At 74.5% G+C, this 16,426-nt stretch carries 15 protein-coding genes and 1 riboswitch; of the genes, 11 read left to right on the forward strand and 4 right to left on the reverse strand.

Annotated elements, in window-relative coordinates:
• Positions 1-62: 62 nt before the first annotated feature.
• On the forward strand, positions 63-428 hold the full coding sequence (locus AC24FB_RS08650; RefSeq protein WP_425713813.1) for a cupin domain-containing protein: 366 nt from the start codon (positions 63-65) through the stop codon (positions 426-428).
• A gap of 111 nt (positions 429-539) precedes the next feature.
• Here the strand turns inward: AC24FB_RS08650 and AC24FB_RS08655 are convergent, their stop codons facing one another.
• Positions 540-1,961, reverse strand: coding sequence for an MFS transporter (locus AC24FB_RS08655; protein WP_425713812.1), 1,422 nt, complete (start codon positions 1,959-1,961; stop codon positions 540-542).
• 200 nt (positions 1,962-2,161) lie between these two features.
• Between AC24FB_RS08655 and AC24FB_RS08660 the strand changes: the two genes are divergently transcribed.
• The 10 genes from AC24FB_RS08660 to AC24FB_RS08705 all read left to right on the forward strand — a co-directional run bounded on the left by AC24FB_RS08660 (position 2,162) and on the right by AC24FB_RS08705 (position 13,629).
• Positions 2,162-5,230, forward strand: coding sequence for a Na+/H+ antiporter subunit A (locus AC24FB_RS08660; protein WP_425713811.1), 3,069 nt, complete (start codon positions 2,162-2,164; stop codon positions 5,228-5,230).
• Positions 5,227-5,703, forward strand: coding sequence for a Na(+)/H(+) antiporter subunit C (locus AC24FB_RS08665; protein ID WP_425713810.1), 477 nt, complete (start codon positions 5,227-5,229; stop codon positions 5,701-5,703). Before AC24FB_RS08660 ends, AC24FB_RS08665 begins: the two co-directional genes overlap by 4 nt.
• Positions 5,700-7,307, forward strand: a complete 1,608-nt coding sequence (locus AC24FB_RS08670; RefSeq protein ID WP_425713809.1) for a Na+/H+ antiporter subunit D — start codon at positions 5,700-5,702, stop codon at positions 7,305-7,307. The genes AC24FB_RS08665 and AC24FB_RS08670 overlap by 4 nt, the downstream gene beginning before the upstream one ends.
• Before the next feature lie 143 nt (positions 7,308-7,450).
• On the forward strand, positions 7,451-8,095 hold the full coding sequence (locus tag AC24FB_RS08675) for a Na+/H+ antiporter subunit E (RefSeq protein ID WP_425713808.1): 645 nt from the start codon (positions 7,451-7,453) through the stop codon (positions 8,093-8,095).
• Positions 8,092-8,631 carry an MrpF/PhaF family protein gene (locus AC24FB_RS08680; RefSeq protein ID WP_425713807.1) on the forward strand — a complete coding sequence of 180 codons (540 nt, stop codon included), beginning with the start codon at positions 8,092-8,094 and terminating at the stop codon, positions 8,629-8,631. Before AC24FB_RS08675 ends, AC24FB_RS08680 begins: the two co-directional genes overlap by 4 nt.
• Positions 8,628-9,008, forward strand: coding sequence for a monovalent cation/H(+) antiporter subunit G (gene mnhG, locus AC24FB_RS08685; protein WP_425713806.1), 381 nt, complete (start codon positions 8,628-8,630; stop codon positions 9,006-9,008). Before AC24FB_RS08680 ends, mnhG begins: the two co-directional genes overlap by 4 nt.
• Positions 9,009-9,091: 83 nt before the next feature.
• Positions 9,092-9,370: a DUF4235 domain-containing protein gene (locus AC24FB_RS08690; RefSeq protein ID WP_425713805.1), complete on the forward strand. Its 279-nt coding sequence runs from the start codon at positions 9,092-9,094 to the stop codon at positions 9,368-9,370.
• A gap of 52 nt (positions 9,371-9,422) precedes the next feature.
• Positions 9,423-9,528, forward strand: a riboswitch (TPP riboswitch).
• A 56-nt stretch (positions 9,529-9,584) separates the two neighbouring features.
• Positions 9,585-10,733, forward strand: a complete 1,149-nt coding sequence (locus AC24FB_RS08695) for a thiamine ABC transporter substrate-binding protein (protein ID WP_425713804.1) — start codon at positions 9,585-9,587, stop codon at positions 10,731-10,733.
• Entirely contained in the window at positions 10,730-12,493 is a 1,764-nt protein-coding gene (locus AC24FB_RS08700) for an ABC transporter permease (RefSeq protein ID WP_487560160.1), read from the forward strand. The genes AC24FB_RS08695 and AC24FB_RS08700 overlap by 4 nt, the downstream gene beginning before the upstream one ends.
• Positions 12,487-13,629 (forward strand): ABC transporter ATP-binding protein, encoded by a 1,143-nt coding sequence (locus AC24FB_RS08705; protein ID WP_425713802.1) that lies wholly within the window; start codon positions 12,487-12,489, stop codon positions 13,627-13,629. The genes AC24FB_RS08700 and AC24FB_RS08705 overlap by 7 nt, the downstream gene beginning before the upstream one ends.
• A 108-nt stretch (positions 13,630-13,737) precedes the next feature.
• Here the strand turns inward: AC24FB_RS08705 and AC24FB_RS08710 are convergent, their stop codons facing one another.
• From AC24FB_RS08710 to AC24FB_RS08720, 3 genes are all read right to left on the reverse strand, one after another.
• Complete coding sequence (locus AC24FB_RS08710) at positions 13,738-14,385, reverse strand: maleylpyruvate isomerase family mycothiol-dependent enzyme (protein WP_425713801.1); 648 nt, start codon at positions 14,383-14,385, stop codon at positions 13,738-13,740.
• Between the two features lie 82 nt (positions 14,386-14,467).
• The gene (locus AC24FB_RS08715; RefSeq protein ID WP_425713800.1) at positions 14,468-15,538 is read right to left on the reverse strand and encodes a glycerophosphodiester phosphodiesterase family protein; all 1,071 of its coding nucleotides are present in this window, start codon (positions 15,536-15,538) and stop codon (positions 14,468-14,470) included.
• A gap of 51 nt (positions 15,539-15,589) precedes the next feature.
• On the reverse strand, positions 15,590-16,423 hold the full coding sequence (locus AC24FB_RS08720) for a DedA family protein (protein WP_425713799.1): 834 nt from the start codon (positions 16,421-16,423) through the stop codon (positions 15,590-15,592).
• Positions 16,424-16,426 lie beyond the last annotated feature (3 nt).

Here is a 16,426-nt window from a genome sequence, read left to right on the forward strand (position 1 = left end):
CGCGGAGTGCCCGACCTGCCTAGCGTCCGTTCCGACACTTCCGGCACCTGGAGAGGACCACCATGTCGACCTACAGCCCCGAGCTGCAGAAGGCCACGCTCGCCGACGTCGCGCCCGACGTCCATGGTCGGATCTCGAAGCGCACGGCCGAGCTCGACGGCGTGTCCGTCACCGAGGTGACGTTCGACGTCGGTGCGAAGTGGTCCGAGGACCTCAAGCCCGACGCCGGCACGGAGCTGTGCGAGCTCCCGCACGTCGCCTACGTGACGGCCGGCGTGCTCAGGATCGTCGCCGCCGACGGAACGGAGGTCGACTACGCGGCGGGCGACGTCATGCTCCTCCCGCCCGGGCACGACGCGTGGACCGTCGGCGACACCGCCGTGACGTTCGTCGAGTTCTCACGCGGCAACGACTACTACGGGGCGTAGGCCGGGCCACCTGTACTACGGGGCGTAGGCCGGGCCACCTGTACTACGGGGCGTAGGCCGGGCCACCTGTACGAGGAGTAGACCGGGTCGCCTGCACCGGGCCCGGACCGGTCACCCGCCGGCGCGCCGCAGCCGCGCGGCCGCGACGACGACGACCACGAGCGCCGGAAGGGTGACCAGGCACAGCGCGCCGAACCCCCAGATCGCCACGACCGGGCCGGACAGGATCGCGCCCGCCGCGGCGACGGCGTTCATCGCCATGTCGCCCGCCCCCTGGACGACGGGCCGCTGCGCGGCCGAGACGGCGCCGGTGAGCATCGCGGCGGCGGGCACGGTGACGACCGACCAGCCGAGGCCCACGAGGAACAGCGCGACGCCGACGACCTCGCGCGAGGGCCCGGCGACGGCCCCGACGACCGCGCCGACCCCGAGGACGGCCAGGCCGCCGAGGATCACCGGGACGGGGCCGAGACGGTCGGACGCGCGGCCGACGAGTGGGGCGAGCCCGAACATCCCCAGCACGTGGACCGAGATGACGAGCCCGACCACCCCGATGTCCGCGCCGTGGTGGTCGAGGTGGATCGGCGTCATCGTCATGATCGAGACCATGACGAGGTGCGCGAGCACCTGGGCCGTGAGCGCGAAGCGGGCGCGGGGGACGTCTCGGACGAGGCGCAGCGCCGCGCGCACGGTCGTCCGGCGGGCGGGGTCCGCGGGCGGGGCCGGCGCCGGCTCGTCGGCGGGGAGCTCGGCGGGCGCGGTGACGTGCCGGGTGTCGTCGTCGTGCTCGTCGACCGGGCGTGAGTCGATCTGGCGCGGGTCGGTCGAGGGTGCGCCGGCCGACGACCGGGTGCTCGCCGTGCGCGCGTCGCGCAGCCGGATCGAGAGCAGGAGCGGGTCGGGGCGGAGCAGCACGAGCAGCGCGAGGGCCGCGACGGCCATGAGCGCGCCCCCGATGACGAACGCCCCGGTGTACTCCGGCAGCCCCCAGCGCGCCTCGAGCGCCTCCCCGGGCAGGCCGAGGTTGGGGCCGAGCACGGAGCCGATCGTCCCGACCCACACCACGAGGGCGATCGACCGCCCGCGACGGTCGGACTCGGCGAGGTCCGCGGCCGCGAACCGCATCTGGAAGTTGGCCGCTGCTCCGCAGCCGACGAGCATCATCCCGACGACGAGGAGCGCCGTGCTCGAGACCACCGCGGCGAGGACGAGCAGGCCGGCCCCGACGGCGGCCGCAGCGTAGGCGGAGGCGAGCGCGCCGCGCCGGCCCCACCGCAGCGCGAGGGTGCCGAGGGGGACGGCGGCGATCGCGGCACCGATCGTCGTCGCGGACCGGGCGACGCCCGCCCACGCCTCCGACTCGACGACGGCGCTCGCGAGCAGCACGCCGATGCTCGGGGCGGCGCCGGCCCCGAGGTTGCCGAGCACCTGACCGAGCGAGAGCGTGGCGAGGGTCCGGCGTCGGGTGCCCCGGACCTCCTGGTCGGACGGCAGCGGGAACGACGACGGCGCTCGGTCGTCGGGGCGTGGCACCGGGACAACCTAGCCCCCTGGTTGGACGACGAGAGCATCGCCACCCGGACGGGCACGGTCCGCACGTGGTCCGGCCTTTACACTGTGGTCAACCCCCGTCGGCCGGTCGCTCCGGCCCGAGCCGTCGCCCGTGCCCAGATACGGACCGGCGTCCAACGGACCGGGGACACGACGGACCGCGACCGGATGGGAGACAGCCCGTGATCGAGCTGCTGACCCTCCACGCGCTCGTGGCCGTCGCAGCTCCGCCGCTCGTCTCCCGGTTCGGACGCCGGATCTTCCTGCTCCTCGCGCTCGCGCCGGCCTCGGCCGCCGCCTGGGCGCTGGCGCACACGAGCGAGGTCCTCGCCGGGGACGGACCCACGCAGCTCGTCACGTGGGTGCCGGGGTACGACCTGCACCTGGACTTCCGCCTCGACACGCTCGCGTGGCTGATGACGATCGTGGTCGGCGGAGTCGGCGCGCTCGTCCTCGCGTTCTGCGCCGCCTACTTCTCCCGGACCGCGAAGGGGCTGCCCCGCTTCGCGGGCGTCTTCGTCGCCTTCGCGGGCGCCATGCTCGGCCTCGTCACCACGGACAGCACGCTGCTGCTGTATGTGTTCTGGGAGCTGACGACCGTCTTCTCCTTCCTGCTCATCGGGCACTCGTTCGAGCGCCAGTCCGCCCGTCGTGCCGCCGTGCAGGCCATCCTCGTCACGACCCTCGGCGGCCTCGCCATGCTCGCCGGCGTCATCGCGCTCGGCGAGATGGAGGGTGGCTCGTACCGCCTCTCCGGCCTGGTCGAGGCCGGGGCGAACGGGCGCCTGGCCGAGGGGCCGCTGCTCACGTGGGCGATCGTGCTCGTGCTCCTGGGCGCGCTGAGCAAGTCGGCGCTCGTGCCGTTCCACTTCTGGCTGCCGGCCGCGATGGCCGCCCCGACCCCGGTCTCCGCGTACCTGCACGCCGCGGCGATGGTCAAGGCGGGCGTCTACCTGGTCGCGCGGCTCGCACCGGGCCTCGCCGACCAGACGGCGTGGCAGGTCATGGTCCTCGGGTTCGGGCTCGGCACCCTCCTCATCGGGGGCTACCGGGCGCTGCGGCAGCACGACCTCAAGCTCGTCCTCGCGTTCGGCACCGTGTCCCAGCTCGGCTTCCTCATCGCCCTGGTCGGCCACGGGCAGCGCGCCGTGGCGCTGGCGGGGCTCACGCTCCTGCTCGCGCACGCGCTGTTCAAGTCCTGCCTCTTCCTCTCCGTCGGCATCATCGACTGGGCGGTCGGCACCCGTGACCTGCGCAAGCTCTCGGGGCTCGGCAAGCAGATGCCGGTCCTCGCCGTCGTCATGGGTATCGCGACCGCCTCGATGGCGGGACTGCCACCCACGCTCGGCTACCTGGGCAAGGAGGCGGCCCTCGAGGCGCTCGTCCACGGCACCGGCTGGGTCGACACCGTCACGCTCATCGGCGTCGTCGCCGGGTCGGTCCTCACGCTCGCCTACGGGCTGCGCCTGTGGTGGGGCGCGTTCGGCACGAAGAAGGGGCTCGAGCCGACAGTGGTCCCGCGCCGCTCGATGCTCATCATGGCGCCCCCGATCGTGCTCGCCGCCCTCTCGCTCGCCGCGGGCCTCGTGCCCGGCCAGGTCGAGCGGATCCTCGCCCCGCACGCCGATCTGCACCCCGGCGAGCCGGGGCACCTCGTCCTGTGGGCCGGGGTCACGCCGGCGTTCCTCCTCACGCTCCTCGTGATCGTCCTCGGCGCCGTCCTGTTCGCGTTCCGGAGGCAGGTCGAGCGCGCCCAGGACCTCCTGCCGGACCACGCCGGCGCCGAGGGCGTGTACCGCCGCTCGCTCGTGGCCCTCGACCACTTCGCCGCCGACGTCACCGCGATGACCCAGCGCGGCTCGCTGCCCGCCTACCTCTCGACCATCTTCGTCACGTTCGTCCTCGCCGCACTGGGCGCGCTCGTGCTCGTCCCGGGCGCGGTGCCGGCCGACCTGCGGCTGGCGGACTCCGCCCTGCAGGCGGCGGTCGCGCTCCTCGTGTGCGTCACCGCCGTGCTCGCCGCCCGCGCGCGCCGCCGGCTCAAGGCCGTCATCCTGCTCGGCGTCGCCGGCTACGGCGTCGCGCTGCTGTTCGTCCTCCACGGCGCTCCGGACCTCGCGCTCACGCAGGCCGTGGTCGAGACCGTCACGCTCGTCGTGCTCATCCTCGTCCTGCGCCGCCTGCCCGCGTACTTCTCCAACCGGCCGCTCGCCGCCTCGCGCTGGACGCGGTTGGCCATCGCCGCGGCGGTGGGCACCACCGTCGCGGTGCTCGCGCTGTACATGACCGGCGGTCGGATCCACGAGCCGGTCACGGTCGACTTCCCCACCGAGGTCTACGAGTACGGGTACGGGCGCAACATCGTCAACGTCACCCTGGTCGACACGCGTGCGTGGGACACGCTCGGCGAGGTCTCGGTCATCGTGGCCGCAGCCACCGGCATCGCCTCGCTCGTCTTCGTCCGCGGCCGGTTCGGGCGCGTCGAGCGCCGCGTCGAGCCGCGGAAGGGGTCGCCCGGCGTGTGGGCGGAGTTCCCGGACCCCGCCGCCGTCGTCCGCAAGGAGCGCCACCGCCCCGGCCCGAGCCCGCGGCTGCGAGACCCGCAGCGGGGTCAGCGCTGGCTCGCGGCGAGCGCGACGCTCGCCCCGGTGCGGCGCTCGGTGATGTTCGAGATCGGCGCCCGGCTGATCTTCCACACGCTCATCATCTACGCGCTCTTCCTGCTGTTCTCCGGCCACAACGCGCCGGGCGGCGGGTTCGCCGGCGGCATCGCGGCGGGCATCGCGCTCATCGTCCGCTACCTCGCGGGCGGCCGGTTCGAGCTCGCCGAGGCGGTGCCGCTGCACCCCGGCCAGCTCCTGGGCAGCGGGCTCGTCGCCATGGTCGCTGCGGCGACGATCCCCATGCTGTTCGGCGGCACGGTCCTGCAGAGCGCGGTCTTCGACTTCACGCTGTGGCCGTTCGGGGACGTGCACCTCGTCACCACGCTCTTCTTCGACATGGGTGTCTTCCTCGTCGTCATCGGCCTCGTGCTCGACATCCTGCGCTCGCTGGGCGCGGAGGTCGACCGCCACGGCGAGCTCGAGGGCGAGCAGGCGCCCGACCTCTCCCACGACGACCCGGCGCGCGCCGCCGACGACCGCGTCGTCGGCGTCGACCACCGCGACGACGTGCCGGACGAGCTCCAGGGCGCCGACGCACCGACCGCGCGTCCCGGTCTCGACGGCTCCGCCGGACGGGGGCGCACATGATCGACGTCAGCCCCTCCCTCGCCCTCGTCGTCGTGATCGCCGTCCTCGTCGGGGCCGGTGTCTACCTCGTGCTCGAGCGGTCCCTGTCGCGCATCGTCATCGGCGCGGGCCTCATCACGCACGGCATCAACCTGCTCATCCTCGTGGCGGGTGGTCGGGCCGGAGAGCCGCCGATCATCGGCCAGTCCGCCACGGAGGACATGTCCGATCCGCTGCCGCAGGCGATGATCCTCACCGCGATCGTCATCAGCCTCGGCATCACCGCGTTCCTCATGGCGCTCGCCTACCGCTCGTGGCAGCTCAACGGGCACGACGAGGTGCAGGACGACCTCGAGGACCGCCGCATCGCGCGCCGCGCCGCCCGCGACGAGCTCGACGCCCGCTCGACCGACGACTCGGGAGCCAGCCTCGAGCAGGAGGCCGAGACGACCTTCGACGAGACCGACACGGACGACTCCGGGGGGCGCGCATGAGCATGGACTGGCTCCTGGCCGTCCCGGTCATGGCCCCGCTGCTAGGCGCGGGCCTCTCGCTCGTGCTCGCGCGGTTCCGCAAGGCGCAGGGCATCATCTCGGTGGTCGTGCTCGCCGCGGTCCTCGCGGTGGCGATCGTGCTGCTCGTGGCCGTGGACTCCGGGCCACTCGTCCTCAACATCGGGGGGTGGTCGGCGCCCGTCGGCATCGTCCTCGTGGGGGACCGGCTCTCGGCGCTGCTGCTCGTGGTCTCCGTGGCCGTCACGCTCGCGGTCCTCGTCTACTCGTTCGCCCAGAACGTGGCCGACGGCGACGAGGGCGCACCGGTGACGATCTACCACCCGACGTTCCTCGTCCTGTCGGCGGGGGTCTCGAACGCGTTCCTCGCGGGCGACCTGTTCAACCTCTACGTCGGCTTCGAGATGCTCCTCGTGGCGAGCTTCGTGCTCATCACGCTCGGCGGCACGCGCGACCGGATCCGCTCGGGGACGGTCTACATCATCGTCTCCTTCAACTCCTCGTTCATCTTCCTCATGGGGCTGGCCTACGTGTACGCCGCCGCGGGGACGGTCAACATGGCCCAGCTCGCGCAGAGGCTCCCGGAGATCGACCCCGGCGTGACGATCGTCCTCGAGGCGGTCCTGCTCATCGCGTTCGGCATCAAGGCGGCGCTGTTCCCGCTGTCCGCCTGGCTACCCGACTCCTACCCGACCGCGCCCGCGCCGGTGACCGCGGTCTTCGCCGGCCTGCTCACCAAGGTCGGCGTCTACGCGATCATCCGGTCGCAGGTCACGCTGTTCGGCGACGGCCGGATGAGCACGGTGCTCATGGTCGTCGCGGCGGCTGCGATGCTCGTCGGTATCCTCGGGGCGGTCGCCCAGGCGGACCTCAAGCGTCTGCTGTCCTTCACGCTCATCAGCCACGTCGGCTACATGATCTGGGGCATCGGTACGGCGACCACCGACGGGCTCTCGGCCGCGATCTTCTACGTGGCCCACCACATCACCGTCCAGACCGCCTTGTTCCTCGTCGCCGGTCTCATCGAGCGCCGCGGCGGCACGACCTCCCTCGTCCGGCTGGGGTCCCTCGCCAGGCTCGCGCCGCTCCTGGCGATCCTCTATCTGGTCCCCGCGCTCAACCTCGCCGGAATCCCGCCGTTCAGCGGGTTCCTCGGGAAGGTCGGGCTCATGCAGGCCGCCGCGACCGAGGGCTCCTGGATGTCCTGGACACTCGTCGCGGCCGGCCTCGTCACCTCGCTGCTCACGCTCTACGCGGTGGTCAAGGCCTGGAACATGGCGTTCTGGCAGGAGGCGCCCGAGGAGCTGCAGGGGCAGTCCACGCCCGCCACGATGACGCTGTCGGCCGGCGCCGTCATCGCGATGTCGCTCGGCATGACCGTGGCCGCGGGGCCGATCGTCGACTACGCGGACACGGCCGCCCGGGACCTCATGCTGCGCACGCCGTACATCGCCGCCGTGCTGCCCGGCGGGGTGCGCGGCGACGGCATCTCCGACGAGGTCGCCGAGGAGGGCGAGCGCTCGGAGGAGGTCCCCGTGGAGACGCCGAGCGAGGACCAGCCCGTCGGAGAGGAGGGAGTGCCGTGACCGAGGACCTCGGACACTTCCGTGCGGGGGCCGCCACGCCCTCGGACCCGCGCACCACCGTCCGTGGCAGCCGCCGGGGCCGGCCGGGCGCCCGCGCCAATTGGGGACGTCGCCGAAGCGCGCGCGGCGCGCCCCCTCGCCTCGTGCCCACGTCGTGGAAGCTCGTCGTCTGGCTCACGGTCGTCTGGGTGCTCCTGTGGGGCGACCTGTCGGTCGGCAACGTCGTGGCCGGCTTCGCCCTGGGCATGTTCGTCACGATCCTCATGCCCATGCCGCGCGCCACGGGTCGGACCACCGTGCGACCGCTCGCGGTGGTGGTGCTCGTCGCCGTCTTCGTCAAGGAGGTGCTGCGTGCCTCCTGGCAGATCGTCGTCCTCACCGTCCGCGGTCGCGCCCCGCGCGGTGCGGTCATCCGCGTGCAGCTCCGCTCCCACTCGGACCTCATCCTCACCGCGACCGGCGGGATGTGCTCCCTCGTGCCCGGCTCGCTCGTCGTCGAGGCGATGCGCCTGTCCGGCATGCTCTACATGCACATCCTCGACGTCGACATCTCGGGCGGGCTCGAGCAGGCGCACATCGACGTCCTCGCCCAGGAGGAGCGGCTGCTGCGGGCCTTCGCCACCGACGACCAGCTCGTCGACGCCGGCTTCCGACCCGGGTGGTCGCGGCGCGCCGGCCGGCTGCCGGCGCCGTCGGTCGAGGGTGCCGCCGCCGACGCGCCGTCGGAGGAGGGGCCCGCCGACGGGGTCCGTAGCGAGGACCGGACGACGGATGGGGGCGCCTCATGATGGAGGCCGTGGTCTACGGCTGCCTCGGCATCGTCGTGCTCGCCGTCTTCGTCGCGCTCGTGCGCATGGAGCGCGGGCCGTCGACGCTCGACCGCGCGGTCTCGACGGACGTCGTCACCGCCTCCGTCGTCGCGCTCGTGGGGCTGCTCATCGCCTGGACCGGGGACGCGGCGTACCTGCCGATGCTCGTCGTCCTCACGCTCGTCGGATTCCTCACGACGGTCACCGTCGCGCGGTTCACCGCCGTCGAGAAGTCCGACGAGGCGCGGATCCTCACCAAGGAGGAGCTCGCCCAGGTCATCGCCCGCGAGCGCGAGCTCGAGGACGACGACGCGCCCGTCCACGGTCCCGACTCCCCGCGCGTCACCGGCGAGGACGTCGACGACGAGGACGCGGACGTCGACGCGCCGACCGGCACCGGCTCCCCGCGCGAGGGTGCGGGCAGCGACCCGGCCGGGAGTGCGGCCGACGGCCGTGCCGACGGAGCGCCCCACGGCGCGGCGACGGGCACCGAGCAGGGGGAGGCGCGCTCATGAGCTGGTCCGACGTCGTCTCCGTGCTCGCGGCGATCCTCCTGGTGGCCGGGTCGCTGCTCGTCCTCGTCGCGGCGCTCGCGCTCGTCCGCTTCCCCGACCTGTTCAGCCGCATGCACGCGGCGGCCAAGCCGCAGGTCCTCGGCCTCGCGCTCCTCATGGCCGGCGTGGCCCTCGAGGTGCGCGACCCGCGGATCGGGTGGACCCTGGTCCTCGTCGTCGCGTTCCAGCTCCTCACGGCGCCCATCAGCGCCCACATGGCAGGGCGCGCCGGCTACCGCACGGGGCGGGTGGACCGGTCCCGGCTCGTCGTCGACGAGCTGGCCGAGGACATCGAGGCCGCGGGCGGCGACATGAACCACCAGCACACTGGGGCATGATCGTCCCCGGGGGACGCGCGGGACGACCGGGCGGACCACCACACGACGACCAGGGCGAGAGGCCCTGACCACGGAGGGCACAGATGGACATCGGTTGGAAGATCGTCAGCACGGGCGCCGGCGTGGTCGCCGGCATCGCGGCGAACAAGATCCTCGCCAAGGGGTGGGTCGCCGCCACCGGGCACGAGCCGCCGGAGGTCGTCGACGGCGACGACTCGGTCTCGCTCGTCGAGATCGTCATCTTCACGGCCGTCTCGGGCGCCGTCGTCGGCCTCGTGCGCCAGCTCGCCATGCGTCAGGCGGCGAAGTGGTACAAGCCGGCCGAGCTCCAGAAGGTCGCGGACGACGTCTTCGACGACTGACCCGCGCGCCGGGACACGAACGTCGGACCCCTGCGCGCCGGGGTAGCATGCCGGTGAACGACAGGGGAGCGCCGAGCCGGCGCTGAGAGTGCGGGAAGCCGCAGACCCTCGAACCTGATCCGGTTAGCACCGGCGGAGGTAGTCGGGACATCTCTCCGTCGTCGCGGCACCCGCCGCGGCGACGAACCCTGCGCACCCACGCAGGAGGTTCGACATGCACAGCACGACCACCCGTCGCGGCGGGGCCGTCCTCGGCCTCGCCTCGGCGATCACCCTCACCCTCGCCGGCTGCTCGCTCGGCGGCGGGGACGACGAGAGCCCCGACGACGGCGCGCCGGCCGGGTCGGACGGGACGACGACGGAGGGCTCGGCGTCCGAGGGCCCGTCGTCGGGCGGGTCCGGGCCCGGCGTGGGCGGCGAGGTCGCGCTCGTCGCGCACGACTCGTTCACGCTGCCGGACGAGCTGATCGAGGCGTTCGAGGCCGAGACCGGCTACACCCTCGTCGTCACCTCGCCGGGCGACGCCGGCAGCGTCGTCAACGACCTGCTGCTCTCCGCGGGCAGCCCGTCGGCCGACGTCGTGTACGGGATCGACAACGCCTACGCGAGCCGGGCCGTCGACGGCCAGGTGCTCGAGGCGTACACGTCCCCCGAGCTGCCCGCCTCCGCCGAGGAGCTCCTCGTCGACGGCGGGGACGAGCTCACCCCGATCGACTTCGGCGATGTCTGCCTCAACGTCGACACCGCCTGGTTCGAGGCCGAGGGCCGCACCCCGCCCGCGACCTTCGAGGACCTCGCCGACCCGGAGTTCGCCGACCTCGCGGTCGTCACCGACCCCAACGTCTCCTCGCCCGGCCTCGCGATGCTCGTCGGGACCGTCGCCGAGAGCGGCGAGGACGGGTTCGCCGACTACTGGCAGCGGCTCCTCGACAACGGGGTCCGCGTCGTCGACTCCTGGTCCGACGCCTACTACGTCGACTTCACGTTCTCGGGCGGGGACCGACCGGTCGTCCTGTCCTACTCCTCCTCGCCGGCGGCGACGCTCACCGAGGACGGCTCGGCCTCGACGACGGCGGCGCTGCCCGAGACCTGCGTCCGGCAGGTCGAGTACGCGGGCGTCGTCGAGGGGGCGGACAACCCCGAGGGGGCGCGCGCGGTCATCGACTGGCTGCTGTCGGAGGACGTCCAGTCGGCACTGCCGGACGCGATGTACATGTACCCGGTCGACGACTCCGTGGCGCTGCCCGAGGCATGGGCCGAGTTCGCCCCGCCCGCGGAGGACCCGATCGAGATGCCGGCGGCCGAGGTCGACGAGCACCGCGAGGACTGGCTCGCCACGTGGGACGAGGTGGTCGGCGGTTGACCGCCCGCCGCGCCGCGCGAGTGGTCGCGGCCGGGGTCCCGATCGCCTTCCTCGCGGCGTTCTTCGTGGCCCCGGTCGTGGCCCTCGTCGTCCACGGCTTGCTGCCCGGCGAGCGGATCCCGGGGATCCCCGCGGGTGACCCGGTCCTGGAGATCCTCGCGCGGCCCGGCACCGGGCGGGCGCTCGTGCGCACCCTCGCGCAGGCTCTCGCGGCCACGGCGTGCGCCGTGCTGCTCGGGGTGCCCGGCGCCTACGTCCTCTACCGGACGAGCTTCCCCGGCCGGAGGCTGCTCCGCGTCGTCGTGGCCGTCCCGTTCGTGCTGCCGACCGTCGTGGTGGGCGTCGCCTTCCGGGCGGTGCTCGCGCCGTCCGGCATCCTCGGCGGCCTCGGGCTCGACCGGACGCCATGGGCGCTGCTCGCGGCCCTCGTGTTCGTCAACTACTCGGTGGTGGTCCGGGTGGTCGGACCCGCGTGGGCGGCGCTCGACCCGCGCCCCGCGCAGGCCGCCCGCACGCTCGGCGCCTCCCCGTGGCGGGCGATGCGCACGGTCACGCTGCCCGCGCTGACCCCCGCGATCGTCTCGGCCGGTGCGCTCGTCGCCCTCTTCTGCGCCACCTCGTTCGGGATCGTCCGCACGATGGCGCCGCTCGGGTGGTCCACCCTCGAGACGGAGATCTGGCGGCTCGGCACGCGCAACCTCGACCTGCGCGGGGCGGCGGTGCTCTCGCTCGTGCAGATCGTCGTCGTCGTCGCCGCGACCGTGCTCGTGGCCCGCTCACGGGGCGTGCCCGGGCGGACGCGGCCGGTGCCGACCCCGCCGCTCGACCTGCGCGTGCCCGGCCAGCTCGCGGCCGCCGCGACGACCGCTCTCGCCGTGGGCGGCCTGCTCCTGCTCCCGATGCTCGGGCTCCTCGAGCGGGCGCTGCGCGCCCCCGACGGGTCCTGGACCTTCGACCACTTCCGTTCCCTCGCGGGCGACGGTGACGGCGCCCTGCCGAGAACCGTGCTCGACGCGGCCGAGCTGTCCCTGCGGGCCGCCGTCGACGCCACGGTCCTCTCGCTGGTGGTCGGGCTCCTCGCCGCGGTCGTCATCGCGGGGCGGCCCGGCGCGGGGCCGCTCGTCACGGCGGGGCGGAGCGCAGGGAGCTCGCGGGTGGGCGGGAATGCCCGGGCAGACGGACGCGGGCAGGCCGACGGAGTCGGCCGGACGGGTCGGCGAGGCCGGATTCTCGGACGCGGCCGGTCCCTGCTCGACACGCTCGTCATGCTCCCGATCGGGGTCTCGGCGGTGACCGTCGGGTTCGGCATGGTCCTGCTCTCGACCTGGCTGCCGGTCGACCTGCGCTCCTCGCCGCTCGCCGTCCCGATCGTCCAGGCGGTCGTCGCGGTGCCGCTCGTGGTGCGCACGGTGGTCCCGGTGCTGCGGGCGGTCCAGGCGCGGCAGCGGGAGGTCGCGGCGACCCTCGGGGCCTCGCCCGCCCGGGTGCTCCGCACGATCGACGGACCGGCGCTCCTGCGGGCCGGCGGCGTGGCGACCGGGTTCGCGTTCGCGGTGTCGATGGGAGAGTTCGGGGCGACGAGCTTCCTCGCCCGCTCGACCGACCCGACGCTGCCGGTCGCGATCGTCCGGCTCCTCGGGCGGCCGGGGGCGGAGACCCACGGGACGGCGATGGCCGCGGCGGTGCTGCTGGCGGCGCTGACGGCCACGGTGATGGCGCTCGCGGAGCGCGCGCGGGCGGAAGGAGATGCGGGATGGTGACGAGCGACGACGGCGCGGGGCCGACGGGCACGGCGGGCACGGGGGCGGACCGGACGACCGCGGAGGGGACGGGGGCGGACCGGGCGACCGTTGACGGGGGCGGCCTCGTCGTCGAGGGGGTCTCGGTCGTCTACCCGGACGGGCACAGGGCGGTCGACGACGTGTCGGTGAGCGTGGCGCCCGGCGAGGTGCTCGCCGTGGTCGGGGCCTCCGGGTCGGGCAAGTCCTCGCTGCTGCGGGCGGTCGCCGGGCTCGAGCTGCTCGCGTCCGGGACGGTGCGCCTCGACGGCGCCGACCTCGCGGGCGTCCCGGTGCACCGCCGCGGCGTCGGCCTCGTCTTCCAGGACGGGCAGCTGTTCGACCACCTCGACGTGGCGGGCAACGTGGCCTACGGGCTGCGCTCGGTGCCGCGGGCGAGGCGGGCGACCCGCGCGCGGCGCGACGCCCGGGTGACCGAGCTGCTCGAGCTCGTCGGGCTCGCGGAGCTGGCCGACCGGCCGGTCACCACGCTCTCCGGCGGCCAGGCCCAGCGGGTGGCCCTTGCGCGGGCCCTCGCGCCGCGGCCGCGGGTCCTCCTGCTCGACGAGCCGCTCTCGGCCCTCGACCGCGGCCTGCGCGAGCGGCTCGCCGTCGACCTGTCGGCGATCCTGCGCACCGCCGGCGCCACCGCCCTGTACGTCACGCACGACCTCGACGAGGCCGCCACCGTTGCCGACCGCATCGCCGTCCTCAGCGACGGGCGCCTGCGGCAGGTCGCGACACCGGGACGGCTGTGGGAGGCGCCGGCCGACCGCGAGGTCGCCGAGCTCCTCGGCCACGGCCCGGTCCTGCCGGCGGCGGCGCTCGGGATGTCGGGTGCGGCCGGTCCGGGCGCCGGTGCCGGCGAGGTGGCACTGACCCCGGGTGCGCTCGTCGTGGGCCCCTCGGACGCCGAGATCGCGGCCGTCCTCCCCGCCCGCGCCACCGCCGTGCGGCAGCTGCGCGGGCGCACGTGGGTCGACGTCGTCCTCGAGGGAGGCGTGCGCGCGCGGGCGCTCGTCGTCGGGCGGGGGTCCGTTCCCGAGCCGGCCGACGTCCGGGAGGTCGCCGTGCTGAGGGCGGGAGTGGTCCTGCTCGGGGCGTCGGAGACGGCGTGAGGGTGCGGGCCGCGGGTGGTCGCGGCGTCGTGCGGGTCGCGGGGACGGTGACGGACCACGGGTGCGACCGCCGGGGGTGCGTCGTCGTGCGGGGGTGTTCCCAGGGCCTCAGGCCGCGCGGGTGAAGCGCTCCTTCAGCGTCTCCACGCCGGGTCCCTCGAGGCGCTCGACGTACGCGGAGCGCCCGGCCATCGCCATGACGAGCTCGAGCGTGCGGCCGGTGACCTCGGGCCCCTCGCCGTACCGGAAGACCCCGTCGGTGGCGACGAGCTCGAGCCCCTCGACGGCGGAGCTCGAGTTGACCGCCCAGTCCTTGGCGACGTAGCTGAGGGCCACCTGCTCGACAGCGTCGTGGTCCGGCTCGGAGGCGATGCCGAGCGGGTGACGGATGTCCATGCCGTGCACGACCACCTCGCCGAGCCACGCCCACGTGGTGGGGGTGGGCTCGACCTGGCTGGGGATCGTCGTGCGGAACAGGAGCAGCGTCTCGGCCGGGGTGGCCCCCTTGTGCCGGTCGAGGAGGCGCTGGTTGTGGACGTTCGTGCGGAAGCGGGCGCCGACCATGCTCCGCAGCCAGGCCAGCGTGCCCGTGCTGCCAGCGGCCGTGAGGTGCGCGAGCGTCTCCTCCACCGTCCAGTCGCTGCTCAGGGAGCGGGTCTGCCACTGCTCGGCGGTGAGGTCGGCGAAGTCGTCGGCGAGGCGCATGCGCTCGGTCCGGATCGCCTGCCAGAGCCGGTTCCGGTCCCAGGTGTCCATGGGGGTCCTCCGCCCGTCGGGAGGGCCAGGATCTCACAGCGGTCCGCGGCGGCTCGCGGGCCGCGGACGACGGTGCGGGTCGTCAGGCCCCGGTGGGCGCGAGGCCGCCGGAGCGGAAGGTCCGCACGAGCTGCGCGGCGTCGTCGGCGATGATGCCGTCCACGCCCTGGTCGAGCAGGCAACGCACGTCGGCGGGGGCATCGACGGTCCAGGCGACGACGCGCAGGCCGAGGTCGTGGGCCATGCCGACGAGGCGGCCGGCGACCCGCGGGTTGCCCATGATGACGAGCTGGTTGAGGCGCCACGCGGCGTGGGCGAACGCGCCGCCCTCGGCGAGCCGGCGCGGCGGGTGGGTGCCGGACATCGCCGCGACGTAGAGGCGGAACAGGGACTGCCAGCCGAGCGCGGAGGTCACGCCCGCGCGGTCGCGGAGCTCGGCGAGCCAGCCGTCGAAGCCGCCGGCGACGCACACCCGGTCGGCCGCGCGCGTGCGGCGGACGGCGGCCACGAGCGGGCCGATCGCCGCCGCCTCCTTGATGTCGATGATGAACCGGGCGTCGGGGAACCAGGCCAGCAGGTCCTCGATGCGGGCGACCGGGCCGCCGCCGAGCACGGGGGTGGCCGCGAGCTCGGCCCAGGTGCGGGTGGAGACCGGGCCGGTGAGCTCGGTGACGCGGTCGAGCGTGGCGTCGTGGAAGGCCACGGCCACCCCGTCGGCGGTGACGCGGACGTCCGTCTCGAGGTAGGTGAGGCCGACGGCCGACGCGCGTGCGAAGGCCTCGGCGGTGTTCTCCGGCGCGTTCGCGAGCCCGCCGCGGTGGGCGATCGCCCACGGGCCGCGGTGCGCGCCGTAGGGGAGCGAGCGGGGGGCCTGCGGCGCCGGGAGCGGCTCGACGTCGACCGGGGCCCATGCCGGCGACGGGGCCGAGGGGTGCCACGGCGGGAGGTCGACCGTGTGCGTGGGGGAGACCGCGCGGGCGGCCGGGGCCGGTGCGGTGCGGGCCCCGGCGACTGCGGGGGCCGGCGGGAGGGGGTGCGCCGGCGGGGCGGCGGTGCGCGCCGGTGGGAGCGTGCGCGCGGGGGCCGAGGGTGCGGCGAGGTCAGCGGACGAGGAAGCCTCGAACGACGTACCGGGGTCCACGAGGATGGCCACGGCTCCATCCTGGGACGGTGCCGGCCGGATCGGCCGTGGCGCGGCTCACGATCACGAACTGTTCACCGAGCCGCCGCCCGGGTGTCGTCGAGGGGTTGCCACGAGGTCGCTCTCGGGGCCGTCCGGGCTGGTCGGGCGGGGCGCCGGGGCGTCGTCGTCGGTGGCGGGGTGGTCGGCGGGGTGGTCGTCGTCGGAGTGGTGTGCGTCGTCGTCGGGGCGGGTGTCCTCGGGCACGGCGGGCCGCTCGGCCACGTGCCGGACCGCGAGGCCGACGGCACGGGTGCGGCGTCGGCGGCGGAGGCGTCGCACGACGAGCACGACGACGACGATCGCGCCGATGATCCCCAGCACGAGCGAGTACGTGGTGACGACCTCGTTGATGAGTTCCGAGCCGCGCTGCCCGAGGTAGTAGCCCGCGACGACGAACACGCCGTTCCACGTGCCGGAGCCGATCGCCGTGGCCAGCCCGAAGGTCAGCGGGTTCATGCGCTGCGTGCCGGCGGGCAGCGAGATGAACGCGCGGAGCATGGGGATCCAGCGCACGAAGATCACCGCCCACGCCCCGTACCGGTCGAAGAACGCGGTCGCCCGGTCGATGTCCGCCGACTCGGTCAGCGGGACCTTGAGGAGGAGCCGCCGGGCGCGGTCCGGGCCGAGGAGGCGGCCGCCCGCGTAGATGACGTAGGCGCCGACCACCGAGCCGAGCGTCGTCCAGCCGAGCGCCCACCAGATCCCGTACCCGTTCTGCTCGGCGAGCATCCCGACGAACGGCAGGAGGATCTCGCCGGGGATCATCGCGACGAGGTTCTCGAGGGCGAGGACGAGCGCGATGCCGGCGCCCCCGAGGGCGTCGACGACGGCGAGCGACCAGCCGACGAGATCCACGGG

The sequence above is a fragment of the Georgenia sp. Z1344 genome (assembly GCF_057652375.1).